Source organism: Solirubrobacter soli DSM 22325, from assembly GCF_000423665.1.
GTDB classification, from domain to species: domain Bacteria; phylum Actinomycetota; class Thermoleophilia; order Solirubrobacterales; family Solirubrobacteraceae; genus Solirubrobacter; species Solirubrobacter soli.
In genome coordinates this window covers 154,029-178,901 of record NZ_AUIK01000025.1, presented here as the reverse complement: position 1 = coordinate 178,901, position 24,873 = coordinate 154,029, and the positions used below count along the sequence as shown (strand labels likewise).

The following is a 24,873-nucleotide window of genomic DNA, read 5'->3' as shown; positions in this document are numbered from 1 at the left end:
TGCACCACCCATGATCGGAGTCGAGAACATCACCGACTGGCGCGGGCAGGAGGTCGTCGACCGCACCGGCGAGAAGCTCGGCAAGCTCGAGGAGATCTACTTCGACGGCGAGACCGACGAGCCGACGTTCGCGGCCGTCAAGTCCGGCACGTTCTCGAAGTCGCTGACGCTCGTCCCGCTCGCGGGCGCGTCGGTGGGCCGCGAGTACCTGCGCGTCGACCGCGACAAGGGCGAGTTCAAGAAGGCGCCGAGCTTCGACACCGACGTCGAGCTCACCCTCGACGACGAGGCCGCCACGTTCCGCCACTACGGCCTCGACTACGCGCCCGCGGGCGAGGGCGCGCGGCGGCTCGCCAAGCGTTAGCGCCGGATCGCGACGAAGCGCCTGCCGACGGCGGCCAGCTCGCCCGCGGCGATCAGCCGCTCCTCCTCGTCGCGCAGCTCGGGGCGGTCCGGCCAGCGATAGAAGTAGGCGCCCGGCACGGGCTCGCCGAGGTCGAACCAGGCCGCGAGCTCCTCGCGGATGTGGCCGACCGAGTAGAGGTGCTCGCGCATCTCCGCGACGTGGTCGGCCGGCTTCTTGTCGTGGCCGTTCTGGCCGAGCCACCAGGCCGAGGCACGCTCGTCGAGCGCCTCGACGTCGAACTCGTCGACGACCAGCCGCGCGCCGCGGCGCAGGACCTCCGACAGGCGCTTGAGCGAGTGGCCGAGCGGGACGACGTGGTGCAGCGAGACCATCGCGACCGCGGCGTCGAACGTGCGCGGCGGCGCGTCGAGGTCCAGCAGCGCGACCTGCTCGACGCCGTCGCCGCCCTTCGGGTCGATGGCGGTCACGGTGTAGCCGGCGGCGCGGAGGATGCGGGCGAGCGTGCCGTCCCCCGCGCCGATCTCGAGCACGCGGGCGGGGGGTGGAGGGAGCGCGGCGCGGACGTACGCGATCGCGTCAGTCGACGGCACCTGGCTCGACGATCCCGTGTTCGTAGGCGAAGACCACGGCTTGCACTCTGTCACGCAGGCCGAGCTTCATCAAAACGCGGGCGACGTGGGTCTTGATCGTGGCGTCGCCGACGATCAGCGCGGCGGCGATCTCCTGGTTGCTCATCCCGCGCGCCATCAGCTGCAGCACCTCCATCTCGCGGGCGGTGAGCTCGTTCAGGGTCGACGGCGGCGGCTTGGTCGCGACGCGGCGGCCGAAGGCGGCGATCACGCGGCGGGTGACGGCCGGGTCGATCAACGCGTTGCCGGCGGCGACGGTGCGGACGGCGCCGATCAGCTGCTCGGGCGGCGAGACCTTCAGCAGGAATCCGCTGGTGCCGGCGCGCAACGCCTCGTAGAGGTACTCCTCCTCGTCGAAGGTCGTGAGCACGAGCACCTTCGGCGGGGCGTCGGTGGCGAGCAGGCGGCGCGAGGCCTCCAGGCCGTCCAGCACGGGCATGCGGATGTCCATCAGGACGACGTCGGGCTTGACCTTGCGGGCGACCTCGAGGACCTCCTCGCCGTCGGCGGCCTCGCCGATGACCTCGATGTCCTTCTCGGCGTCGAGCACCATCCGCAGGCCGGCGCGCACCAGCGCCTGATCATCGGCGACCACGACGGAGATCATGTGGAGAGCCTCGCACGGACGAGCCAGCCGCCGCCGGGCGCCGGGCCGGCTTCGAGCGTGCCGCCGAACAGCTCGGCGCGTTCGCGCATCCCGACGATGCCGTGGCCGGAGCCTTTCGTGGGCGGCGTGCCGTTCACGCGCGCGCCGCTGTCGCGCACCTCGAGCTCCAGCGTCCGCCCGTAGCTGACGGTCACGCCGACCGCGCTGCCGGGGGCGTAGCGCAGGGCGTTCGTCAGCGCCTCCTGCACGATCCGGTAGGCGGACATGTCGAGACCGGGGCTCAGGTCGACGGGCTCGCCGGTGATGGTGAGTGACGTTTCCAGCCCCGCGGAGCGCACCTGCGTCACCAGCTCCTCGACGCGCCGCAGCGAGGGGGAGGGAGCGAGATCGGCGCCCGGATCGGCCTTGCGCAGGATGCCGAGCATCCGGTGCAGCTCGTGCACCGCCTGGCGGCCGGTCTCCTCGACGCCGGCGAGCGCCTCGCGCTCGCGCTCCCGCTCGGGGTCGTTGCCGAGCAGGCGGCGCACGCCGCCCGCCTGCAGGACCATCACGGACACGCTGTGCGCGACCGCGTCGTGCAGCTCGCGGGCGATCCGCGCGCGCTCCTCGACGACCGCGGCGCGGGCCTGCTCCTCGCGCTCGAGCTCCACCCGCACCACGTGGCGCTCGGCGGCTTCGCGGCGCTCCTCGTGGCCGCGCAGCGCACGGCCCGCGGCCCAGGCCAGCAGGTAGAAGCCCGACTGCGCGCCCGCTTGGGCGATCTCCTGGATGCGGCCGGTGCTGAAGTCGACGATCACGTACGCGAGCCCGATCCCGTAGCCGAGCAGCGCGAGCCTCAGCGGCAGCTGGTAGGCGACGGTGAACATCAGGATCAGCTCGGCCAGGAACGGCGAGAGCGGGTCGGTGTCGTAGGTCTGGTCGTGCGCGAACGACTGCACGATCACGACCGCTGCCAGCGCGACGAGCGGCTGGCGGCGGCGGAACGCGACCGCGACGCCGTTGACCGCCGCGGCGACCAGCCAGCGGTCCGTGTGCTCTCGCACCACCGCTTCCAGCACGCCCAGGGCGAAGATCGGCAGCGCGATCGCGATGTCGATCCTCTGGGCGCGGTCCATGGGCGCCAAGGTACCGGCGCGGCGCTCCGTGTTCATCGGCCCCGCGGATGATCGGTTCGTCCCCCACGCGGCGGACGCACGATCACTGCGGCGGGCGACGACGGGTGACGAAACGGCCCGTAGCTTCGAATGCATGCTCTCCGATCCCCGCCGCTTCAGCCGCGTCGTCGCGGCTCTCGCCCTGATCCTCGCCCCCATCGTCACGCTCGCCGGCATGCTCGCCACGCCGTGGGAGCAGGAGGCGACGACGGCCTCCTACCACGACGCGCTCGCCGCCCATCCCGAGCAGGCCGGCATCGCCGCGCTGATCCTGCACTTCGGCTACCTGCTGCTGCTCCCGGCCGCGCTCGGGATCATGCACCTCGCCCGCCGCTCGACCCCCAAGGTCGCGCACATCGGCGGCGTCCTGGCCGTGATCGGCCTCGCCACGCTCCCGGGCCTGCTCGTCACCGACTACTACGACCTCGCGCTGGCGCAGTCGCTGCCGCGCGAGCAGTCGGTCGAGATCGCCGACAGCGCGATGACGTGGGCCGCGGGCGTGATGCTGGCCACGACGATCGCGCCGATGTTCTTCGGGCTCGTGACCCTGCTGGTCGCCGCCGTCCGGGCGGGCGTGGCGAAGTGGTGGGCGCCGATCGCGGTCGCCGTCGGCTGGATCCTGCCGTTCGCCTCCGGCACCGGGCTCGTCCCGGCCGCGCTCGGCGCGGTGCTGATCGGCGTCGCGCTGATCCCGATCGGCGTGCGCGTCGCGCGGATGAGCGATCAGACCTGGGCGGAGTGGACGTTCGCCCGGACCAAGCGCGCGAAGGCGCCGAAGATGGCGGTCGAGAGCGCCGCCTGACCGGGGAGAAAGCGGGCGTCCGCCTCGCGGGCGCCCGCTTCGGTCACCCCGGCGGGCTCGAGCGCCTCGGGCCAGCCCGCGTACCAGCTGTCCACCGCGGCCTGGTCGACCTCCGGATGGAACTGGATGCCCCACGCATGGCGGCCGATGCGGAAGCCCTCCGCGCGGCCGCCGTTCGGGCGTGCGTAGATCTCCACGGCGCCAGGCGGGGGCTCGATGCCGTCCTGGTTCCAGTGCAGCGCGTACGCGTTCGAGGGAATCGCGCCGAGCACCGGGTCCGGTGCGATCACCGTCAGCGGCTCCCAGCTGATCATCCGGCGGGGGAGCCGCGACACCTCGCCGCCGAGCGCCTGCGCGAGCAGCTGTGAGCCCAGGCAGACGCCGAGGAACGGGATCTCTCGCGCGACGGCCTCGCGGATCAGCTCACGCTCGGGCTCGTACTGCGGCTCCCACGCGTCCTGCGCGCCGCCGAAGGAGACGATGCCGTCGACCTCGTCGAGATCGGGCAGCCCGTCGAAGTACTCGTTGACGGGGCCGAGCGGTTCCCCGGCGTTGCCGAGGAAGGGCTGGGCGAGGTGGTGGATGACGGCGATGTGCGTCATGGGGCCAGTATGCGCGATGCGATGCCGGCTTCGGTCGCGCGGCCGACGTCTGCCGGCTCGCCGGAGGTCAGGACCGCGAGCGAGACGCGGCGCCCGAAGCGCTCCAGCAGCGCCACCTGGTGCTCGATGTCCTCGCGCCAGCCGCTCTTGAAGAAGACGGTGAAGTGACGCGCGCGGGCGACGGTCGCGATGCCCCGCCACTGCGGCTCGACGATGCCGTGCAGGAGTTGCCGGGCGTACGCGCGGTGGCGCTTCGGGACGAGGCGGTCGATGCGGAGGAACAGGCGCGCCTGGTCGGCGGCGGTGCGCGCTCAGCGGTCGGGACGGGGCTTTGCGCAGCACCGCGACGAGCAGCGCGCGGGTTGCTCGTTGCCGCCACCCGCGAGCGCGAGGGCGGCGACGAGAAGTGCTGCTGCGTCAGGCGAGGTTGTTCTTGATCTGGAGGGGCGGGGCGCCGGCCTCGGCGGCGACGGGGGCGTCGGCCGGAGCGGCGTCGGACGGGATGATGCCGAGCGTGCTCGCCAGCTCGCCCGTCTCGTACATCTCGGTGACGATGTCGCAGCCGCCGACCAGCTCGCCGTTCACGAACAGCTGCGGGATCGTCGGCCAGTTCGAGATCGCCGACAGCTCCTGGCGGATGCGCGGGTCGGGGAGGATGTCGACCGCCGCGTACGAGGCGCCGAGCGCGTCGAGCGCCGCGACCGTGCGCGCGCTGAACCCGCACATCGGCTGCTCCGGCCGGCCCTTCATGAAGAGGATGACTTCGTGCTCGGAGATCGCCTTGGAGATCTCGTCGCGGATGGGATTGGTGCTCACGGTCTACTCCGCCTTGGTGACGAGGGACAGGGCATGGATGGGGCCGCCGATGTCGGTCCCGAACACCGCGTAGACACGGCGATGCTGCTCGATGCGGCTCATTCCGGCGAACTCCGGCGCGACAACTTCGGCGCGAAAGTGGTCCTCAGTACCGGTGAGGTCGATAACCGTGGCTGAAGCACCCGGAATAGCGGCCTCGATGCGTTGCTTGAGATCGTCCGTAGAGGGCATCTGACGTACAGGCTAGCGGTCGCTACACTTCGGGAAGTATTGGCTGGGAGACCACCACAGGAGTACGACACGTGATCAGCTTCACCGACAAGGGCGCAGAGAAGGTGCAGGAGTTCCTGTCGTCCCAGAGCGCCGACGTCCAGACCTCGGGTCTGCGCGTGGGCGTGCGCGGCGGCGGCTGCTCAGGCTTCCAGTACGCGCTCGCCTTCGACACCGAACGCGACGGCGACACCGTCTTCGAGGACCACGGCCTCCGCATCCTCGTCGATTCCCCGTCGCTGCCGTACGTGCGCGGCGCGATCGTCGACTACGTCGAGTCCATGCAGGGCGCCGGCTTCAAGGTCGACAACCCGAACGTCATCGCAGCCTGCGGTTGCGGCTCTTCCTTCCGCGTCGCGGAGGAAGAGGAAGTCTCCGCCGTCTAGTCGACAAACGTTCACTTGTAACGGCGTTTCGCGCCGCTTGAATGGCGCGCATGTTCATGCGCGCCTTCTTGTTGTCCATGGCCGTGCTCGCGTTGGCCGCTCCGGCCGCCTCCGCGGGGCCTTTCGACAAGGTCGTCCCGATCTATGACGCGTCCGACGGCGTCTCTGTGACGCGCTCGGGCGGCAAGATCGTGTTCCGGTTCGGCCCGAAGGCCGCGAAGCTCTATCGCGGGCTCGCCGGGAAGAAGGCCGTGGTCGCGTGCGGGCATCCGATCAAGGACGACGGCAGCTACGGGGGAGGCGGGGACACCGGCGGGGGCAACTACTCGTGGCACGCGGGGATGTTCTGGACCGACGTGCGGCTTCCGAGCAGGCGCGGTCGCGTGAGCGTGCGACTGCCGAATCCGTCTGACGTCTGCTTCATCTCGGTCAAGGATCCGCGTGACGACGTGTGCATCCCGGCCGTTGGGGACGACGACTACTGCATGAAGGTCGTGGTCACGCGGACCGAGCAGGGTGTCATCGACCTCGACGAGCGGTTGCGCGCACTCGAGCTCGACTCGATGTTCGACCAACCGATCGCGGAGCTGCAGGAGGAACTCGGCGATGAGGTGGTCGCGCTCGACTCGCCCGACGCCACGCCGCCGCCCGGCATGGTCGGGCTCTTCAACGACGAGCAGACGACCGTGGCGGCGACGCTCCTGCGCGACGGCCGCCGCTGGTATGTGCGCCGCGACGGCGATGTCTTCAGCACGAACGTCCCGGCGATCGGCACCAGCGGGCACCTCGACTCACTCTTCTAGCCGCTCGCGCGTTGGAGGCGTATGCGCCTCTATGACTACGCCGCCTCCGGGAACTGCTTCAAGGTCCGTCTGCTGCTCGCGCTGCTCGGGCGGTCGTACGAGCGGGTCGCCGTCGACATCTTCGCCGGCGACACGCTGACCGACGCGTTCGGGGCGCTCAATCCGCTGCGCGAGACGCCGGTGCTCGAGCTCGACGACGGGCGGACGCTGACCCAGTCCAACGCGATCCTGACGTTCCTCGGCGAGGGCACAGCGTTCCTGCCGGACGATGCGTTCGCGCGAGGGGAGGTCGCGATGTGGCTGTCGTTCGAGCAGGAGCGGGTGATGGGCGGGATCGGCGGGCCGCGGTTCCGGGCGCTGACCGGGCGGCCGTTCGACCCGGCGCGGCTCGAGACCGGGCGCGGGGCGCTCGCGCACCTCGACGCGCACCTGGCGACGCGCGACTGGCTGGTCGGTGAGGCGCCGACGATCGCCGACGTCGGTGTGTTCGCGTACGGCAGCCGCGCGGGCGAGGCCGGCCTGGACACGCCGCCGCACGTCAACGCCTGGCTGGACCGTGTGCGTGGGTTGCCGGGCTTCGTCGACGACTACGTCGTCTACCCGGACAACGCGCGGCCCGGGGCGTCGCGGTCGATCTACGACTGACCCGGGGCACAGTCGCGGCGTGACGCTGCGCGAGCGCGACGAGGAGTTGGCGCGAGCCGAGCGGCTGCTCGACCGGGCGGGCGAAGGCTTTAGCGTGGTGGGATGAGCGAGACGCCGACGATCTATGAGTGGGGCGGTGGCCGCGAGGCCTTCGAGCGCTGGCTGAACGTCTTCTACGACCTCGTCGAAGGGGTGCCGGAGCTCGCGCGGCTGTTCGGCGGGACCGTGAGCGAGGAGCACCGCGTGCACGTCACCGAGTGGTGGTGCGAGGTGATGGGCGGGCCGCCGGTCTACACCTCCGAGCGGGGCGGCTACGAGCACATGCTGGCCAGGCACCGCGGCCTCGCGATCACCCCCGAACTGCGCCTGCGCTTCGTCACGCTGCTCAGCGAGGCGGCCGACGTGGCGGGCCTGCCGGACGACCCCGAGTTCCGGGCCGCGCTGATGGGCTACGCGGAGTGGGGCACGCGGCTCGCCGTCCACAACTCCCAGCCGGGCGCAGCGGTCGCGGAGCACGCGCCGGTCCCGCGCTGGGGCTGGGGCGTCGCGCCGCCGTACATCCCTGAGTAGACGAAGATCCCATTGATCAGCGGTTCGCGTGCGCTTCAATGCCGCGCGATGCTCATCCGAACCCTGATCCTCGCCTTGGTCTCGCTCGGCCTCGCCGCTCCCGCGGCGCACGCTGAGACGCTCGGCGACCTGTACGTCCCTGACTACGACGCCGCTGACGGCGTGACGGTCGGCCACGCGGGCGACATCCCATACCTGCATTTCGGTCCGAAGGCGGCGAAGCTCTGGAAGACGATCGGCGGCCGGAAGGCCACGGTCGGGTGCGGGACGGTCACCGTGAAGGATCTCGGGGACGGGTTCGGGACCACGGGGTTCGGCTCATCGGAGATCAAGCTGCCCGCGCGGCGCACGCGTGTGTTCCTGTACGACGGCGGCTCAGGAGAGCTGTGCGTGATCGCGACGAAGCGGTCCAAGCGCGAGAGCCAGTGCCTGCCCATGTCCGCGCCGGACGACAAGCTCTGCATCCGCGTGGTGGTGGCGATGACCGACTCGGGGCGCGCGTACATCGACGCGAAGAAGCGGGCGATCGAGCTCTTCGTGGCTCCCACGCTCCAATCGTTCGCCACCGGGGAGGACGGCGCCAAGGTCCGCAAGTTCCTCGACCGCTACGTGGTCACGCTTCCCGACCCGGACGCCGCTCCGCCCGCCGGCAAGATCGGCGCTTGGACGCAAGGCGAAGACGCGGTCTACTCCAGCCTGCTCGCCGACGGCAAGCGCGCGTTCTGGAGCATGCGCGGCGGCGTATACAGCACGAACCTCGCAGATCTCATGGGTCCGCGCGAGGACGCCTTCTCGATCTTCTAGCCTCGGCTGGGTGCCGAGGCTCGCCCTGGCTTGTTACGCGCTGGCGGCGGCCGTTCTCGTCGCGCTCGTGGTCGTGGAGCTCTCGCGCGACGACGTCGACGTCAAGCCGGCGCGACAGGGGCCGACCGCGAAGAGCTCCCCCACGCCGGCGGCCACACCCGCTCCTCCCACGCCGCCGCCCGCCGGCAAGGGGCTCGCGGTGGGGGTGACGGAGTTCAACCCGAACCTCGTCGCCGCGCCGGCGGCGAAGCAGGTCCCCGAGCCGTGGAACGGCGTGCGCGACAAGCTCGGCGCGATCAAGCCGGCGTACTTCCGGCTCGTGATCGACTGGGCGTCGATCCAGCCCGCGGCGGAGACGCCGGCGAACATGGACCAGCCGAACGGCGGGTGCATGCGGGAGGTCGGGCCGTGCCTCGGCTGGGGCGGGGTGCGGGAGCAGCTGCGGGCGCTGGCGTCGCGGCAGCGTGAGGGCGGGTGGACGGCGCTGGTGGTGTTCACGGGGACGCCGGACTGGGCGGCGAGCCCGGCTTCCGGCTGCGAGCGCCCGCAGGCGGGGCCGCGGTCACGCCCGCCGCGCGCGGACGCGCTTGGGGCCTACCAGGCGCTGATCGAGCGGGTGATCGCGACGGCGCGCGAGGAGGGCGCCGCGCTGAGCTTCTTCACCCCCTGGAACGAACCCAACCACCCGGCGTTCGTCAGCCCGCAGCGGGCCGCGTGCGACCCGTCGTCGCCGAGCCTGGCGCCGGCGGCCTACGCGCAGCTCGCGGCCGCGATGCAGCAGGCGCTCGCGGCCGCGGCCGGCGACCAGCAACTCGTGCTCGGCGAGACGGCGGGGCTGATGAAGACGACCCGCTACGTCACCTCCGTCCCCGACTTCATCGCCGGCCTCCCCAAGGACCTCGTGTGCGCGACGACGGTCTGGACGCAGCACGCATACATCGGCGGCGACGACCCGGTCGAGCAGGCGTCGAAGGCGCTCGACGCCTTCGGCTGCGGCCACCCCTTCACGATCTGGATCACCGAGACCGGCGTCGGCCCGGCGCCGAAGGACCTCAGCGCGGGCGCCTCGATCTCCGACGCCGCCGCCGGCTGCCTCGCCCTCCACGACCAGCTCGTGCGCTGGTGGGAGGACCCGCGGGTGACGATCGCCTTCCAGTACACCGTCCGCGAGGACGACAAGTTCCCCACCGGCCTGGTCTCCACCGACCTCACCCACGAGCGCCCAGCCCTCAAGGAATGGACCGCGTGGGGCGGCGCCCGCAAGCCAACCGACCCGCCCCCACGATCCACCTGCGCAACCTAAACCCCACCTAAAGGGTCAGACCCCTTAGGTGGGGTTTAGGTTTGTCGCTAGCGGACTCTCGCGGTGAGGGTCTTGGTGACCGCGGGGCCGCCGTTGGGTGCCCAGGTGACCTTGACGGAGAGCTTGCCCTTGCGGGAGACCTTCAAGCGAAGGGCGGCGGTGCCCGCCTTCTTGACGGTCTTGGAGGCCTTGCCGACCGTGCGCTTGCCCGCCTTGGCGGTCGCGGAGAGCTTGCCGGCGCCCGGGACCTTGACGGAGAGCTTCACGCCCGCCCGCTTGGTCGCGGAGAGCACCTTGACCGAGAGCGACGGCACGTCGGTCTTGACGTCGTCCTTGACGTCCTTGTCGACCTGTGTGCGCGCCGGCGGGACGTCGGCCGGGCCCCAGTCGGGCTCCACGGCGTTCGGGATGACGACCGGCGGCGTGGGCGTGGCGCCCTCCACCGTGCAGTCGGCCGCGAACGGCGGGACCGCCGCGACGTGGACGCCGTCACCGTCGTGGTAGGCGATCGCGCCGCCGTCCGGGGAGAACGAGGGGACGCCGAACGTCCCGCCCGCCGGCGTGCCGTAGCGGTAACAGATGTGGACCTCGTCGCTGTTGGGGTCGCCGTCCTTCCACGAGGTCGGGAACGTCGGGACGTAGTAGACGGTGAGCGTCGAGTCGTTCTCGCCCGTGACGAACGCGAGCTTGCGCTTGTCGCGGGTGATGTCGCCGCCTGAGACGTGCGGGTTCTTGTCCGCGGTGTCCGACGTCCAGTTCATCACCATGTTGCCGTGGCCGTTGCCGCCGTCGGAGATGCGGTCGAGGATGATGTCGCGGTTCGGCAGGTGCGACGGGTTGGAGATCATCGTCATGTCGTTGTCGACCCACGCCGGATGGCGCCAGCCCGAGTGGTAGCCGAGGCCCGGCTCGTCCCAGGACGTCTGCCGGTCCGAGTACGAGTAGCCCGTGCCCGCCTCATTGATCGCGACGACGCAGGTGGGCGGGAAACAGCCAGGGTTCTGGCTCTGCGTCATGTAGTAGTACGTATAAGCGACCTTCGTCCCGTCCGGGGAGATGGCGGGATCGAAGGGGCCGAAGAACGTCCGCGAGCCCGCGGGGCGGGTGTCGGAGACGGGCGTGTCGAAGTCGGCGAGCACGGCGCCCTCGCGCGACAGCTTGTTGAGGCGGACGCCCTTGAGGCCGATCATGGTGCCGTCGTCGGCCTGCGACACGTCGCTGTAGCCGCCGGTCGAGGTCACCTGGTAGGAGCGGGAGCCGTCCGGAGTCGACAGATAGATGTTGCCGTCGGTCTTGTTGACATAGGCGATCGAGTCGGCCGACGCGGTCTGCGCGCCCACTGCCAACGCGAGCAGGGCGGTGGGGAGAGCCGCCCACGTGGTCCATTTCATGGCAGGAGGATCGCGGCGGCTCATTGCCGCCTCATTGCCGGACCCTTGCGACCGCTTCTTAGGAGCCGGCTTGGGCCAGCAACCAGAGGGCAAGCGACGTGAAGCCGACCATCACGCCCAGCATCCAGTACTGCGAGCGCACGGCGAGCTTCGCCTGGCCGTACAGGACCAGCGCCCGGTCATGGGCGAGCATCAACGCCGCGACGTGGCCGACGACGACCACCGCGACCTGCACGTACCACGTGTCGTTCTGCGGGAAGACGCCGTAGTCGATCCCGGCATTGACGGTGCCGAACAGGTCCCACCCCTGCCCGAACGGGTCCGACGCCAGGTAGATGATCGCCTGCCCCTCGAAGACGAGGAACGTCAGGTAGTGGGCGGCGACATAGACCGCGGCGATCGGGACGAGCGAGTGCACGAAGCCGAACTCGAGCTTCGCGAACGAGAGCCCGCCGCCGACCGAGCGCGCGCCCTCGATCCCGAGCCGGTAGAAGCCGGCGACGAGGCCGACGCCCAGCAGCAGCCCGAACGTCGCCGCGATCTTCGACGCCGTCAGCGCGCCGATCCCGAGCCCGTCGAGCACGTCCACGACGTCCGCCGAGACGTCCTTCCACAACTGCCCCTGCGAGAGCCCGTCGAACGTGACGGTGCCGATCATCACGGTGACGAACGCCACGGTGCCGGCGGCGGGGTCCAGCCGCGTCAGGCCGGCGAGCGGACGCCGCACACCCAGCCTGCCGTCACGCACCTCCCACACCGACATGCGGGCGAACATGTCGAAGTACACGCCGAACGCCTCGCCCCGGCGCGACCAGGTCTCCACGCCCCAGTAGCACTGCGCGGCGAGCATCAGGATCGTGTAGCCGAGCGCGGCCGTGACAAGCGTCCCCGGCTCCTCGCCCCACCCGCTCACGAGCTCGATCCACGTGAACATCCACAGCCCCACGACGGCCGGCCAGCGCCCGAGCTTCTCCGGATACGGCCGATTCAAAGACGGCAGCACCCGCCCGATCGCCCGGAACGGGCTGAACGCCCGGTAGATCCCGCCGAAGATGATCGACGCGAACACCATGCCGACCCAGAACGTGATCAGCAGGAACGTCGGCGCCCAGTTGTCCAGCGCGGTCCCTGACCCCAGATAGCCGGCCAACAGCGTCACGACGAGCAGGAACACGCCGATCGACCCGCACACGATCTGCACCGGGAGCGACGCGATCGCCCGCCCGTACTTCAGCGGCTTCCAGGAGTCCTGCTCCAACCGCGGCTGCGGCCACAGCACGGCCAGCGCGAAGAACGAGATGACCAGCACCGCCGCGGCCGCCCACGCGAACAGCCACTGCGGGATCGGCAGCTGCTGGCGCTGGACGAGACCGTGCGCCTCCGCAACTCCCGGCACGAGCAGGGCGACGGCCGCGGCCGCCGCGAGGACGCGCGTTTTCACAGGCCGGACTTGACCGCGTTCTCGAATTGCGTCACGCCGATCGACCCCTCCAGGCGGGCGGTGATGACGCCCTTGGTGTTGACCACGAACAGCCAGGGCTCCGACGCGAGGTTGAACTCCTTCAACGGCTCGCGCAAGCCCTTGTTGACGTCGTTGTCGACGTAGACCTCCTGGTGGATGAAGTCCATCTTGTCGCCATACTTGGCCTTCATCTGGAGCTCCATGTCGGTCACAGGCCCGCAGACCCGCGACTGGCACAGCTGCGGCGTGGAGAACAGCAGCGCGACCGGCTTCTTGCCCACGACGTCGGCGAAGTCCACGTCGTGCATGTCGCTCGGCGGAACGCGCGTGTCGATCTTCGAGACGTCGCCCTTGGCGCTCTCGAGCGTGTCGGTGTGCACCTTCGGCGCCTTGTCGCCGACCCCGGGGATCCGGTCCGCGCTGGTCGGGGTGACATTGATCTCGCCGGTGGCGCCGGTCAGCGACCCGTCGGCCTTCTTGGTCGTCGCCAGCACGGAGTACTTGCCGTCCTTGGCGAACTTGACGTCGGCGCCGTAGACCGCCACGAACGGGTCGGTGGTCGTCGCCGCCTGCTTGGAGCGGTAGCGCTTCTCGGTCAGCAGCACGTCGGCGGGCGCGACGAACGGGCCCTCGGCCTTCGCGTCCGGCGTCGGCGCCACGTAGACCGCGGTCGGCCCATAGACCGGCGTGCCGTCGCTCGCGATCATGCCGAACGCCATCCGGCTGTCACCGGGCGTGGTGAAGACCGAGCTGGCGAGCGCGAGCTGCGGGCCCGCCGCCATCTTGTTGGCCAGCTCCTGCAGCGTCGCGCCGTTCGCCGCGGGGAACTCCGCCGCGGTCGGCTCGGACGCCTTCTTGACGTTCTCGCGCACGCCGTTCTCGCTCGGGACGTTCTGGACGGCGTCCGACGGTGTGGTCGGCTTGTTCGAACCGCCGCCACAGGCGGCGACGACGAGGGACAGCGACAGGGCGAGGATGGTTGTGGCGCGCAGCATCAGCCGGGCAAGGGTAGTCGCCTGCGATGGGATCTGACCCAGGAGCCGGTTGACGAATACCGGTACGCCCGCTGCGGCGCATCCGCGGCGTCTCGCGCCACCCGCGCTGCTCACGGCCCAGAGGGCCGCATCGCGAGCGCGGCCGGCCCGAGCCACTGGCGGGCTGCACCACATCGGTCGGACCGACCATTCGTCAACCGGCTCCTAGCCGGTCAGCGCTTCGACGAGGGACCCCGCGTCGAACGAGCCGATGTGTGGCACGCCGTTGACGATGAACGCCGGGGTGGCCGCGATCCCGGCGGCGCGGGCGGCGTCCTCGTCGCGCGCGACCCGGCCGGCGTAGGCCCCGTCGATCAGCTCGGCGCGGAACCGCTCGACATCGAGTCCCAACCGCTGCGCCACCTCGGCCAGGTCGGCGACCGCCAGCTTGCCGCCGTTGGCGTACATCGCGTCGTGCATCTCCCAGAACTTGCCTTGGGCCGCCGCGGCCTCTGAGGCCTCGGCCGCCTTCTGCGCCTCCGGGTGCACCTCGTGCAGCGGCAGGTGGCGGAAGGCGAACCGCAGCCGTCCGTCGAGCCGCGTGCGCACCCGCCGCACGATCGACTGTGAGGCGGAGCAGTACGGGCATTGGAAGTCGCCGTACATGATCAGCTCGAGCGGAGCGTCCGGCGGGCCGGCGACGTGATCGTCGCCGTCGAGTGGCGGCACGGGCATCGCCGGCGATCCTAGACTCCCGCGCTCCGTGGGTGACCTCGAGCTCCTCTTCGCGCTGCTCTTCGCGGCGGTGCTGCTGGTCCGCGCCGCCGACCACGTCGGCGTCCCGTACCCGATCGTGCTCGTGCTCGCCGGTCTCGGGATCTCGTTCATCCCCGGCCTGCCGCCGATCGAGCTCGACGCCCACGTCGTCCTGCTCGTCTTCGTCCCGCCCCTCCTGCTCTCGGCAGGCTGGTACTCCTCGCCGCGCGAGCTGCGGGCGGAGAGCCGCGCGCTGGCGCTCCTCGCGCTCGCGCTGGTGATGGTCACGACCGTCGTGATCGCCGTCGCCGCCCACGAGCTCGTCGCCGAGCTCACGTGGCCGGCGGCGTTCATGCTCGGCGCGGTGGTGGCGCCGACCGACGCCGTCGCCGCGGTCGCGACCTTCACCTCCGTGCGCGTGCCCGAGCGCGTGAAGCTGCTCGTCCAAGGCGAGTCGCTGATCAACGACGCGACCGGCCTGACCGCGTTCAAGGTGGCCGTCGGCGCTGCCGGCGTCGAGGGCTTCCAGGCGGGCAAGGGGCTGGGCGAGTTCGTCCTGGCGGCGGCGGGCGGGACGGTCGTCGGCGTCGGCGTCTCGTGGGTGATGCTGCGGCTGATCCGCCGCCAGCCCGACGTGACGGTCTCGGTCTTCCTGACGGTCGCCGCGGCCTACCTGAGCTACATCATCGCCGAGGAGGCCCGCGCGTCGGGGATCCTCGCGGCCGCGGTCGCGGGCCTGTACTCCGGCTGGCACCAGTCGGAGTACTTCGACGCCGACACCCGCCTGACCGCCAGCGCCTTCTGGAAGATCATGGTCTTCGGGCTGGAGGCGCTGCTGTTCATCCTGCTCGGACTGCAGCTGGACTCGATCCTCGACGAGGTCGGCGACGGCAGCGCGGGGACGCTGCTGGCGACCGGCGCGCTGCTGGCGGCGCTCGTGATCGCGGTGCGGTCCGTGTTCGCGCTGCTGCCGCTCGCGCCTGGCCTCTCGCTCAAGGAGCGCGTCGTGGTCGGCTGGTGCGGCATGCGCGGGGCGATCTCGCTGGCCGCGGCGCTCTCGATCGAGGAGGGGATCGACGGCCGCGCCGAGGTGATCTTCCTCACGTTCGTGGTGATCCTGATCACGCTCGTCGGCCAGGGGCTCACGCTGCCGCCGCTGATCCGCGCCCTACGGCTCCCGGACGAGCGCGAGTGGTCGCCCGAGGAGGCGATCGCGCGGCTGGAGGCGGCGCAGTCGGCGCTCGACCGGCTCGACGAGCTCGAGGACGAGCAGCGGATCGGCGAGGAGCCGCTGCGGCGGCTGCGGGACCTCTATCGCGCCCGCTTCCGCCAGTGCATGGCGGTGATCGGCGGCGAGAAGACCCCGGACGTCTCGGCGGAGCAGCGGATGCGCTTCGGCGAGGTCCGCCGCGACCTGATCAAGGCCGAGCGCGCCGCCGTGCTCGGCCTGCGCAACGAGGGCAAGGTCAGCCAGGAGATCCAGCGGCTGATCGAGCGCGACCTCGACCTCGAAGAGGCACGGCTGAGATAGCCCGCTCCCCGGACTCCGCGGGGAGCGGACTACAAGAGATCAGCCGTCCGCGTTGATCTTGGCGACCAGCTCGGTGAGCACGCGCGCGGCGTCGTCGTTGGAGACCTGGCAGGTGCCGGCCGCGTCGTGACCGCCGCCGCCGTACTGGAGCATCAGCTCGCCGACGTTGGTCTTGGAGCCACGGTCGAGGATCGACTTGCCGGTGGCGAACACCGTGTTCTGCTGGCGCAGGCCCCAGAGGACGTGGATCGAGATGTTGCACTGCGGGAACAGCGCGTAGAGCATGAAGCGGTTCGTGGGGTGGATGACCTCCTCCTCGCGGAGGTCGAGCACCACCAGGTTGCCGTGCACGGTGGAGCAGCGCTTGATCTGCTCCTCGGCGGCCGCGGCGTGCGCGTTGTAGAGCTCGACGCGCTCGATGATGTGCGGGTTCTCGAAGATCTCCTCGACCGACATCGCGGTGCAGATGTCGATCAGCTGCATCATCAGCTGATAGTTGGAGATCTCGAACTCGCGGAAGCGGCCGAGGCCGGTGCGCGGGTCCATCAGGAAGTTGAGCATGACCCACCCGGTGGGGTGGAGGATCTCGTCGAGGTCGAACTGGGCGGCGTCGCCCTTGTCGACGGCGTCCATGAGCTCCTCGATGCCGGGGAAGACCTCGGCGCCGCCGTAGTAGTCGTAGACCACGCGCGCGGCGGACTGCGCGCCCGGCACGATCACGTGGTTGTCCTTCGGGCCGCCGACCCGCTTGGCCTCGGAGCTGTGGTGGTCGAACGAGATCGCCGCGTTCTCGTTGTACGGGAGGTTCGTCGTGACGTCGTTCGGGCCGATCTCGACCTTCCCGTCCTGCACGTCCTTCGGGTGGACGAAGAGGATGTCGTCGAGGATCCCGAGGTGCTTGAGCAGCGCCGCGCAGACCAGCCCGTCGAAGTCCGACCGCGTCACCAGCCGGTAGCGCTCGGCGTGGGTGGAAGTCATAACTGGAGTCATCCCCCAGGGACATCGGCCGCATTCGCGGAAAGTTCAGCCGCCTCACCCGGTCCACCACCCGTCGATCTCGCCGATCCAGTCCACGAGCAGGCGCGGCAGCTCCGGGTCGAGGTCCGTCAGCGGCCCGCCGCTGATCGCCTCCATCACGTTGAACCGGCCGCTGAGCCACGCGGCGAGGAACGCGTCCTGCAGGACGATCGCCGCCCGGGCCTGGTCGAGCTCGTGCAGGACGTCGGCGATCGTGAGCAGCGACGACGCGCGCTTGTGGGCGTCGGGGATCGTCGCCGCGGTGGCGATCAGCCCGTCGAGGACCCTGAGCGCCTCCGCCGCGGGCAGGAGGCGCGCGAGTTGGGCCGGGAGACGCAGCGGCGCCCAGTAGTCGACCGCGTCCTCGTCCAGGACCTGCAGCGCCTCCCGTGCCGCGGCCGCGGCCTCGGTGTCGAGACCGGCCTCGGCGAACACGTTCGCGACGATCCACGGCTTGTCGTCGATGCTCTGCGCGAGGCCGTGGGCGGTCGCCGCGGCGTCGCGGCCGGCGGCGCGCAGCCCGCGGACGAGCGCCGGGCCGTAGAACTGCGCGCCGTCGGGATCGGTCCCCTCTGCGAGCCCGATGCACCGCTCGGCCTGGTCCTCGTACCCGCTGTCCCGGAACACGGGTGCGAGCGTGAAGAGGGTCTCGACCCGCGCCCTCGGCCCGTATTCGGCGGGCGCGTCGGCGAGCACGCGCTCGGCGAGCGCCAGCGCGCGATCGGTCGCGCCGGCCCGTGCCATCGCCGCGGCGATCTCGGCGAGCTTGAGCAGATCGGGGTACTCGCCGTCGGCGAGCGCGAGCGCGTCGTCGATCCGGCCGCAGTCCAGGAGCGCATCGATCACGGGGTCGACGTCCCGCGACACCCGCGCCCCCGGGAGCACGCGCTCGACCCGCGCGTGGGCCGTGTCCGCGCATGCGGCGGCGCCGGCGCGATCGCCCGCGGCGGCAAGGGTCAGCGCCAGCCGGCCGAGCGCGCCCGCGGCCTCGCCGCCGTCGTCGATCGACTCGGCGATGCGGATCGCGCGACGCGCCTCCTCGAGCGCGGCCGTCGTCTCGCCGCGGTCGAGCAGGACGGCCGCGACCTCCGCGCGCGCCGCCGCTCGCGCGTGCGGGAGGGCGAGGTCGGCCACGGCGCGGGCGTCGTCCTCGTGCCCGCGTGCCGCCAACGCGGCCGCCACCGGGACAACGGCCGCCGCGAGGACCGATCCGTCGCCCACGTCCAGCGCCTGCAGACAGCGCCGCGCGCCCGCCGCGTCGCCCATCAGCGCGTAGCCCTCGGCGAGCACCGCGAACGTGTCGTTGCGGTCCTCGTCGACCTGCGCCTCGAGCGCGGCGAGCGCGTCGCCGTGGCCGAGCGCGCCCAACGTGCGCAGGTCCTCGTTGCTGGTCCAGCGCTCCGGCAGGCCGAGCTCCTCGCGGGCGGCCGCGAGCCGGGCACCGAGCAGCTCGCGCTCCTCGTCCAGGCCGGGGTGGTGGAGCAGCCGCAGCGCGTCGCCGACGTGCTCGGCGGGACCGTCGGCGATCCTGCGCGCGAGCGCGCGGGCGTGTTCGAGATCGCCGGCGTGCGCCCAGCCCTCGGCCAGGCCGCCGAGCTCGACCGACGACGTCGCGCCGGCCTCGATCTCGGACAGCGCGTCGTCGAGGCCGGCGGCGCCGGCGGCCACGGCGAGGTTCGCGAGCAGCGTCTTGTCGACGTTCTCCTGCGCACGCGCGTCGTCGAGGGTCGCCCGCACGAGCGCGGCCGCCGCGTCCGGCTCGCCCGCCGCGCGCAGGGGCCCGGCCACGTATGCGAGGCACAGCGCGCGCTCGTCCTCCCACTCCGCCGACGCGGCGACGTCCAGCAGCCGCCGCAGCAAGGGCAGGTCGCCTCCGGCGGTGTCGACGAGGTCGAAGAGCACCTGCACGAAGTCGTTGAACTTGAACTCCGCGACGGCGAGCTGCTCGATGGCATCGGCCAGGATCGCTCGTGCGGCGTCCGTGCCGCGCGCCACGGCGCCGAGCGCGGCGGCCCGCTTGGTCGCCGAGACGGCGAGGTCCGCGCGGGCGCGGGCCTCCTCGGCTCCGCCGCAGCGGGCGAGGACGCGCAGCGCCGGCGTTGGGATCGTGCTCGCGGCCGACACGGCGTTGCCGCCGATCAGGCACAGCCGGACCCGCGCCGGCGCGTCGCCGTCGGCGAGCTCGATCGCCGTCGCCACGTCGCGGATGAACCCGGTCGCGGCACCGAACCGGTCGCGCTGGCGCGTCAGCCAGGCACGGTCCGGAAGCGCGACCGCGCTCGGCGGATCGGTCTCGGCGTAGTGGTCGGCGCAGTGCTCGAGGACGTAGACGGGGGTTTCGGGCGGCCACCCGCGCGTCCCGTAGGTGCGACACCAGCCGGCGAACACGGTCCGCAGCTCGTTCAGCTCGGCGGCCGAGAACTCGCCGGCGACGAGGCCCCGGAGGCTGTGATGGAAGATGTCCAGGCGCTCCGGGCCGATCAGGAAGCGCCGCACCGGGCGCAAGGCGGCCCGGAGCGAGCGGCGCGGCTGCTCGAGCACCTCGGCGAGCTCCTCCTCGGTCATGCCGCCGTGCGCGACGACGAGCGCGCCGAGCAGCCGCCAGGAGACGTCGCCGAGCTCGGCCTCGGCGAGCCGCTGCAGCTGCCGGGCGAAGTAGTCGTCGGCGTCGTCCGGCGGGTCGTGCTCGAGCCGGTCGAGCTCGCCGGCGCCGTGCTCGGCGATCGCCTCGCACACGAAGCGCGCGAACAGGGGCTCGCCGCGGGTCAGGGCGAGGATGCGGCCGGCGCTCGCCGGGTCGAGGCCGTAGCGGTCGAGGAGGCTCCCGATCGCGGTGACGCCGAACGCCGCGAGCTCGAGGACGGCGGCGCGCTGCAGCGGATGCTCCGGGGGGACGGCGCCGCGCGGGTCCGGCTCCGTCCGCGATGAGACGACGACGTGGACGTGCGGGCCGAGCGCCGTCGGCAGCAGGTCGGCGATCGCGATCTCCTCGGCGGCCATCTCGTCCAGCCCGTCGACGATCAGCAGCAGCGGCCGCTCGATCGTCGCGCGGGCGACCGCGGCGGCCCACAGCTCGCTCGCCTGCGCCCGCAGCTCGATCACGCCGGGTGGTGTTCCGCCCTGCGCGCCGAGCGCGTCGAGCAGCTGCGCGTTGATCGCCTGCAGGAACGCGACCGCCGTGTTGCGGGCCCCGTCGGCGCGGATGAAGAAGCAGGCCATGGTCGGCCGTGGCCCGGGCCGGTCGGCGGCGCCGAGGCGGTCGACGAGCTGCGCGAGCAGCGCCGACTTGCCGAAGCCGCCGCGCGCCTCGACCAGCACGTAGCCCGGCGCGGCGCGATTGACGTGGCCTCCGATGAAGGCCAGCTCGTCCTCCCGCGCGACGAACCGCTTGCGATAGAAGGCCAGCAGGTCGGCGATGTCGGCGAGGTACTGCGTGCGGGGGTAGCCCGGACCCTGGTAGACCGTCAGGCTGAGGTCGCCGCCGACGTCGAGGTCGTGAAGGTGGAAGCGCGCCGGCGCCGGTGCCGACGCGCCTTCTAAGGGCGTTCCGGTGACGCTCCGGAGTCGACGTCGACGCCGCTGATGTCGATGCCGCCCGTGGTCGTCACGTGATCGAGATCGACCGCCGTCGCGTTGCCGCGCGCCTTGATGTCCGCGATCCGGATGAACGCCGCGTGGACCTCGTCGAGGTCGACGCCGACCGCCTTCGCCGCGGCCGCGTCGTTGGCGCGGACCTCGTCGATCACCCGCTGCGCCGCCTCCAGGACGGCCACGTCGTCCCCCGCCGCGCCGTCCTTGAGATCCTCGGCCAGTGAGTCGCGCTTGGGCTCGGACTCGGGCTTGCGCTCGACCGCCCCCACGTCGACGCCGCGCTTGGAGAGGAGCCCCTTCAGCGCCGCGTAGGCGTCCTTCACGGCGCTGGCCGCCGTGTCCTTCAGACCGGCGGCCGCGCCCGCGGCGACGGCGGCGACGATCAGCGAGATCGGGTCCATAGGGCCGATCCTCTCCCCGCGCCGCCCGCGGGTCAAGCTCAGGTCAGGTGGCCGCGTGCACGACCGCGCCGTCGAGCGCGTTGAGCGCGCGCTCGACCGACATCGCCACGCAGGTGAACGTGGGGGTGTCGCGCTTGGTGTAGGCGCTCGCCTCGGTGGTGCGCAGGCGCTGGACGAGGTCGAGGAAGACCGCCGGCTCGTCGCCCTCGAACGCGACGACGAACTCCTGGTCGTCGAGCCCGAACGAATAGCTCGTGTTGAGGTCGATGCTGGGGTACTCGCGCCCGACGCGGATGTGCTCCTGCATGATCCGCCAGCGCTCCTTCGGGTCGATCCCGTACCACTCGCGGGTCTTGACGAAGGGGTAGACGAACAGGTACTTCGAGTGCGCGGGGCGGACCTCGAGGCGGGACTCGTCCGAGTACTCGGACGGCTTGGTCATCGCCAGGAAGCTGTAGGACGTCGTCGCCCACGCCATCAGGCCCGTCTGGGCCAGCACGACGTGGAACTCGTGGATGCGCTCGAGGTTGCTCGCCTGACTGAGCAGGAGCAGGTCGGCGTCACCTCTCGTACCCACCAGCGAGAAAGCGCGCAGGAGCCGATCCTGCCCGAAGTCCTCGCAGGCGGCCATGACCTCGCGCTTGTGAACCTCGCGCTCGCTCGGATCCAGGCGCCGCCAGGCCGGGTCCACCTTCAGAAACGTGTATTTGACGAACTGGCGCTCAGGCATATCTCGGGGAGTCAGGATAGGTGAAGAGCGGTTAGCCGTACCGGACCCGTCGTTCACGTTTCATAGGATCGCGGGATGCGGGTGGCCCTTGTATCCCCGTACTCGTGGACATACCCGGGCGGTGTAACCCGCCATATCGAGGCCCTTGCCGGTGAGTTGGACCGGGCCGGCCACGACGTCAAGGTGCTCGCGCCGTTCGATCCCGACCGCCGCCGGACCGCCTGGATGCACCGTGGGGCGCGGCCTCAGGTGCGCGATGTGCCGGACTGGCTGGTGCCGCTGGGCGGGACGATCGGGTGGCCGTCCAACGGTGCGGTCTCCAACCTGGCGGGCACGCCGTCGGGCGTCGCGAAGCTGCGCAGGGAGCTGCGAGCAGGCGGTTTCGACGTCGTTCACATCCATGAGCCGGTCGCGCCGACCATCGGATGGGACGCTCTGACGAGCGGCAACGCGCCACTTGTCGGGACGTTCCACTGCTATTCGGAGTCGGTTCCGCCGCACAAGGTCGCGGCGCTGCTCGGGGCCCGGCGCAAGCTCAATCACCTGAACGTGCGGATCGCCGTGTCGGAGGCCGCCGCGTGGACCGGCCGGCGCTTCTACGGCGGGCGCTACCGGATCATCCCCAACGGCGTCGTGATGCCGGAGAACGGGGTGCCGGAGCCGCGCCGCCGTGGTCCCGGCGAACCGCTGCGGATCGCGTTCGTCGGTCAGGCCGTCGAGCGCAAGGGCCTGCCCGTGCTGCTGCGCGCGTTCGAGGCGCTGCGCCGCGAGGTCCCCGCCGAGCTGATCGTGATCGGCTCGACCGCCGAGGAGCTGGCGCCGCTGCTGGTCGAGGCCGACGGCGTGACCGCGCTCGGCCGCATCGACGACGCCGCCAAGGAGGCCGCGCTGCGCTCGGCCGACCTGCTGTGCGCGCCGTCGCTCGGCGGCGAGTCCTTCGGGATGGTGCTGACCGAGGCGTTCGCGGCCGGCCGCCCGGTCGTCGCGTCGGACATCGCCGGCTACCGCGACGTCGTCGCCCACGGCCGCGACGGCCTCCTGGTCCCGCGCGGCGACGCCACGGTGCTCGCCGAGACCCTGCGCGACCTCGCGATCGACCCCGCGCGGGTCGAGGCGCTGGCCGCGCATGCCGGCCGTAGCGCCGAGCGCTACACGTGGCCGCGGATCGCCGCGCAGGTCGCCTCGGCCTACGAGGACGCGCAGGTCGTCCCGCAGCCGGAGACCGCGACCGAGCGGGCGGCGGTCAGGATCGGCCTCAAGCCCGCGGACGGCCTCGAGCGGATCCCGGCGCGACGCCTGCCTTCGCTGGAGCCGGTCCCGGCGGGCGGGCGCAAGACGCGCCTCGCGCGGCGCGCGCTGCTCGGCGGCGCCGGGCTCGCGACCGTCGTCGGCTCCTACCTCGCCGTCCAGCACATCGGGCTGAGCCGGATCGGGGACACGCTGGTGCGCTCGCAGCCGTCCTGGGTGCTGTTCGGCCTGGCGCTGATGTGCGCGTCGATGCTGCTGCGCGCCGTCTCCTGGCACGCGATCTTGAAGGCGGCGATGCCGGACGCCCGGCCGCGCGTGGTCGACGCCGTCCAGGGCACCACGATCGGGGTCCTGATGTCGGCGACGCTGCCGGCGCGGCTCGGCGAGCCGTCGCGCGCGCTCGTGGTGGCGCGGCGCCTGGGGCGTGCGCGCGACCGCTTGCCGGTCGTGCTCGGCACGCTCGTCTCGCAGACGCTGATCAACGTGCTCGCGCTGGTGATCCTCGGCGCGGTGATGTTCACCACGATCGGGCTCTTCGCGGGCCGCCAGCAGGCGCTGCTCTGGTACGGGCTGGCGCCGCTGATCCTGCTCGTGGCCGTGCTGGTCGCGCCGGCGCTGATCCGCAGCGGGCTGCCGTCGCGCTCGGCGCGCGTGGCCAAGTGGGTGGCGCAGGGCCGCGACGCGGCCTCCCGCGTGCGCTCCGGCCTGACCGTCTTCATGCGCCCGCGCGAGGGGACGATCGCGATCTCGATGCAGTTGTCCGCCTGGGCGCTGCAGTGGGTGTCCTGCTACGTGCTCCTGGTCGCGCTCGGGCTCGAGCACAAGGCCGATCTGGGCGCCGCGGCGGCGATCCTGTTCGCGGTCAACGTCACCGCGGTCCTGCCGGTCACTCCCTCCAACCTCGGCGTCTTCCAGGCGGCGTGCATGGCGGTGCTCGTCGGCGCCTACGGCGTCGCGCCCGCCCAGGCGCTCGGCTACGGGATCATCCTGCAGGCCGTGGAGGTCGCGACCGCGGTGATCATGGGCACGCCCGCGCTGGTCAAGGAAGGCCTCTCCTGGCGCGAGGTGCGCCTGCGCGCCCTGCACAGCGCCCCCGTCTCGTTGAGACCGAGCAACCCAGCCGAAGAGCCAGTCTGAGTTTGACCTGACTGGGTCCGGGGAGCGAAGGACTGCTCGTACTGACAGGCCGGTCACAAAACTCAGGGCTCGCGCAACTAATGGGCGATGGCCCTACTTTCCGCCGTAGCCCTCGGCGCTGCGCTGATCGCGCCTGTCGCGCCCACCGACACCACACCTGAACAGCGGGTCGCTCCCGCGAGCAGCGCCGTGACCACGCTGCGCGCCGCCGATCCGGAGAGCGGGCAGCCCGCGTGGACGTTGCGGCTCGCGCGCTCGGAGACCGGGCTGCAGTGCAGCACCGTGGGGCAGGTGAGTGACGACGCGTTCGGCCTGGAGGGGCTCGACGGCACGTTCCGCGTGCTGCCGGAGCCCAACGTGGACGCGTGCGGAGAGCCGGGGACGCTGCTCGGCGCGCGGGTGTTCGCGGCGCGGCAGGTCGAGAACGTGCGGACGGTCGTGTACGGCGTCGCGGGCGCGGGGGTCACGCGGGTCAGCATCGCCGTGGCGGGCGGGAGGACGCAGGTGGTGCCGCACACGGCCGAGGGCGCATTCGTGGCGGTGCTGCGCGGCTATCCGGAGGATGCGCAGCCGAGCGTGACGATCGCGCGGGCGGACGGCTCGGAGCGCACGCAGTCCTTCGCGGCGAAGCACGGGTTCGTCGTCGCCGATCCCTATGGCGGGCGGGCGTGGAAGCTCGAGGCGTTCGGGTTCGGCGGCTCGCGCGCGGCGAAGCTGCAGCGGACGTGCGTGCTCTTCGCGACCGCGCGCTCGGTGCCGGGTGACGCGAACGTCAGCTCGACCCCGGTGTGCGGACTCGAGCCCGCACGGCGGGGCGTCAAGCATCGCGCCCTGTACTTCGCCACCCGGCGTCTGAGCGGTGCCGGGCCGTCGCGGA

The 24,873-nt window shown here is 71.8% G+C and carries 25 protein-coding genes; 10 read left to right on the top strand and 15 right to left on the bottom strand.

The window, feature by feature from the left end; translation table 11 throughout:
- The first annotated feature begins 10 nt into the window (after positions 1-10).
- Positions 11-364 carry a PRC-barrel domain-containing protein gene (locus G569_RS0120630; protein WP_028064829.1) on the top strand — a complete coding sequence of 118 codons (354 nt, stop codon included), beginning with the start codon at positions 11-13 and terminating at the stop codon, positions 362-364.
- Here the strand turns inward: G569_RS0120630 and G569_RS58520 are convergent.
- From G569_RS58520 to G569_RS50130, 3 genes are read right to left on the bottom strand one after another with little or no spacing between them, the layout of a single operon-like run.
- Entirely contained in the window at positions 361-957 is a 597-nt protein-coding gene (locus G569_RS58520) for a class I SAM-dependent methyltransferase (protein ID WP_053226720.1), read from the bottom strand. The genes G569_RS0120630 and G569_RS58520 overlap by 4 nt on opposite strands.
- Positions 944-1,603, bottom strand: a complete 660-nt coding sequence (locus G569_RS0120620) for a response regulator (RefSeq protein ID WP_028064828.1) — start codon at positions 1,601-1,603, stop codon at positions 944-946. Before G569_RS0120620 ends, G569_RS58520 begins: the two co-directional genes overlap by 14 nt.
- Positions 1,600-2,718, bottom strand: a complete 1,119-nt coding sequence (locus G569_RS50130) for a sensor histidine kinase (protein WP_169542205.1) — start codon at positions 2,716-2,718, stop codon at positions 1,600-1,602. The genes G569_RS0120620 and G569_RS50130 overlap by 4 nt, the downstream gene beginning before the upstream one ends.
- 133 nt (positions 2,719-2,851) lie before the next feature.
- On the opposite strand from G569_RS50130, the gene G569_RS0120610 reads away from it, so the two are divergent.
- Complete coding sequence (locus tag G569_RS0120610) at positions 2,852-3,559, top strand: hypothetical protein (protein WP_037497797.1); 708 nt, start codon at positions 2,852-2,854, stop codon at positions 3,557-3,559.
- Here G569_RS0120610 and G569_RS58515 read toward each other — a convergent pair.
- The 4 genes from G569_RS58515 to G569_RS0120590 all read right to left on the bottom strand — a co-directional run bounded on the left by G569_RS58515 (position 3,481) and on the right by G569_RS0120590 (position 5,208).
- Positions 3,481-4,161 carry a type 1 glutamine amidotransferase gene (locus G569_RS58515; RefSeq protein ID WP_053226718.1) on the bottom strand — a complete coding sequence of 227 codons (681 nt, stop codon included), beginning with the start codon at positions 4,159-4,161 and terminating at the stop codon, positions 3,481-3,483. The genes G569_RS0120610 and G569_RS58515 overlap by 79 nt on opposite strands.
- Positions 4,158-4,433 carry a hypothetical protein gene (locus G569_RS66725; RefSeq protein WP_503473927.1) on the bottom strand — a complete coding sequence of 92 codons (276 nt, stop codon included), beginning with the start codon at positions 4,431-4,433 and terminating at the stop codon, positions 4,158-4,160. The genes G569_RS58515 and G569_RS66725 overlap by 4 nt, the downstream gene beginning before the upstream one ends.
- Positions 4,434-4,578: 145 nt before the next feature.
- Positions 4,579-4,977 (bottom strand): Grx4 family monothiol glutaredoxin, encoded by a 399-nt coding sequence (gene grxD, locus G569_RS50120; protein WP_037497794.1) that lies wholly within the window; start codon positions 4,975-4,977, stop codon positions 4,579-4,581.
- 3 nt (positions 4,978-4,980) lie between these two features.
- On the bottom strand, positions 4,981-5,208 hold the full coding sequence (locus G569_RS0120590; protein ID WP_028064826.1) for a BolA/IbaG family iron-sulfur metabolism protein: 228 nt from the start codon (positions 5,206-5,208) through the stop codon (positions 4,981-4,983).
- A gap of 71 nt (positions 5,209-5,279) precedes the next feature.
- Between G569_RS0120590 and G569_RS0120585 the strand changes: the two genes are divergently transcribed.
- From G569_RS0120585 to G569_RS0120555, 6 genes are all read left to right on the top strand, one after another.
- Complete coding sequence (locus tag G569_RS0120585) at positions 5,280-5,633, top strand: HesB/IscA family protein (RefSeq protein WP_028064825.1); 354 nt, start codon at positions 5,280-5,282, stop codon at positions 5,631-5,633.
- A 50-nt stretch (positions 5,634-5,683) separates the two neighbouring features.
- A complete protein-coding gene (locus G569_RS0120580) occupies positions 5,684-6,436 on the top strand; it encodes a hypothetical protein (RefSeq protein ID WP_157592183.1) in 753 nt (250 codons plus the stop codon).
- Between the two features lie 21 nt (positions 6,437-6,457).
- The gene (locus G569_RS0120575; protein WP_028064823.1) at positions 6,458-7,081 is read left to right on the top strand and encodes a glutathione S-transferase family protein; all 624 of its coding nucleotides are present in this window, start codon (positions 6,458-6,460) and stop codon (positions 7,079-7,081) included.
- 102 nt (positions 7,082-7,183) lie between these two features.
- Positions 7,184-7,651, top strand: coding sequence for a group II truncated hemoglobin (locus G569_RS0120565; RefSeq protein WP_028064822.1), 468 nt, complete (start codon positions 7,184-7,186; stop codon positions 7,649-7,651).
- 48 nt (positions 7,652-7,699) lie between these two features.
- Positions 7,700-8,455 (top strand): hypothetical protein, encoded by a 756-nt coding sequence (locus tag G569_RS0120560; RefSeq protein WP_028064821.1) that lies wholly within the window; start codon positions 7,700-7,702, stop codon positions 8,453-8,455.
- 10 nt (positions 8,456-8,465) lie between these two features.
- Entirely contained in the window at positions 8,466-9,758 is a 1,293-nt protein-coding gene (locus G569_RS0120555) for a hypothetical protein (RefSeq protein ID WP_028064820.1), read from the top strand.
- A gap of 47 nt (positions 9,759-9,805) precedes the next feature.
- Here G569_RS0120555 and G569_RS0120550 read toward each other — a convergent pair whose 3' ends face one another.
- The 4 genes from G569_RS0120550 to G569_RS61310 all read right to left on the bottom strand — a co-directional run bounded on the left by G569_RS0120550 (position 9,806) and on the right by G569_RS61310 (position 14,320).
- Entirely contained in the window at positions 9,806-11,149 is a 1,344-nt protein-coding gene (locus tag G569_RS0120550; protein ID WP_028064819.1) for a hypothetical protein, read from the bottom strand.
- A 58-nt stretch (positions 11,150-11,207) separates the two neighbouring features.
- Positions 11,208-12,590: a hypothetical protein gene (locus tag G569_RS0120545; RefSeq protein ID WP_028064818.1), complete on the bottom strand. Its 1,383-nt coding sequence runs from the start codon at positions 12,588-12,590 to the stop codon at positions 11,208-11,210.
- Complete coding sequence (locus tag G569_RS0120540) at positions 12,587-13,606, bottom strand: hypothetical protein (protein ID WP_028064817.1); 1,020 nt, start codon at positions 13,604-13,606, stop codon at positions 12,587-12,589. The genes G569_RS0120545 and G569_RS0120540 overlap by 4 nt, the downstream gene beginning before the upstream one ends.
- Positions 13,607-13,810: 204 nt before the next feature.
- Positions 13,811-14,320: a DsbA family protein gene (locus G569_RS61310; RefSeq protein ID WP_037497789.1), complete on the bottom strand. Its 510-nt coding sequence runs from the start codon at positions 14,318-14,320 to the stop codon at positions 13,811-13,813.
- Between the two features lie 28 nt (positions 14,321-14,348).
- On the opposite strand from G569_RS61310, the gene G569_RS0120530 reads away from it, so the two are divergent.
- Complete coding sequence (locus tag G569_RS0120530; protein ID WP_028064816.1) at positions 14,349-15,872, top strand: Na+/H+ antiporter; 1,524 nt, start codon at positions 14,349-14,351, stop codon at positions 15,870-15,872.
- 39 nt (positions 15,873-15,911) lie between these two features.
- On the opposite strand, the gene G569_RS0120525 is transcribed toward G569_RS0120530, so the two are convergent.
- The 4 genes from G569_RS0120525 to G569_RS50105 all read right to left on the bottom strand — a co-directional run bounded on the left by G569_RS0120525 (position 15,912) and on the right by G569_RS50105 (position 21,611).
- The gene (locus G569_RS0120525; RefSeq protein ID WP_028064815.1) at positions 15,912-16,850 is read right to left on the bottom strand and encodes a DHH family phosphoesterase; all 939 of its coding nucleotides are present in this window, start codon (positions 16,848-16,850) and stop codon (positions 15,912-15,914) included.
- A 54-nt stretch (positions 16,851-16,904) separates the two neighbouring features.
- The gene (locus tag G569_RS0120520; RefSeq protein WP_028064814.1) at positions 16,905-20,207 is read right to left on the bottom strand and encodes a P-loop domain-containing protein; all 3,303 of its coding nucleotides are present in this window, start codon (positions 20,205-20,207) and stop codon (positions 16,905-16,907) included.
- 218 nt (positions 20,208-20,425) lie between these two features.
- Positions 20,426-20,881, bottom strand: coding sequence for a Het-E N-terminal domain-containing protein (locus G569_RS58510; protein ID WP_053226717.1), 456 nt, complete (start codon positions 20,879-20,881; stop codon positions 20,426-20,428).
- 43 nt (positions 20,882-20,924) lie between these two features.
- Positions 20,925-21,611 carry a chlorite dismutase family protein gene (locus G569_RS50105; RefSeq protein ID WP_053226716.1) on the bottom strand — a complete coding sequence of 229 codons (687 nt, stop codon included), beginning with the start codon at positions 21,609-21,611 and terminating at the stop codon, positions 20,925-20,927.
- 75 nt (positions 21,612-21,686) lie between these two features.
- Here G569_RS50105 and G569_RS0120500 point away from each other — a divergent pair, with 75 nt between their 5' ends.
- Positions 21,687-23,996 carry a lysylphosphatidylglycerol synthase domain-containing protein gene (locus tag G569_RS0120500; RefSeq protein WP_028064812.1) on the top strand — a complete coding sequence of 770 codons (2,310 nt, stop codon included), beginning with the start codon at positions 21,687-21,689 and terminating at the stop codon, positions 23,994-23,996.
- The last annotated feature ends 877 nt before the right edge of the window (positions 23,997-24,873 follow it).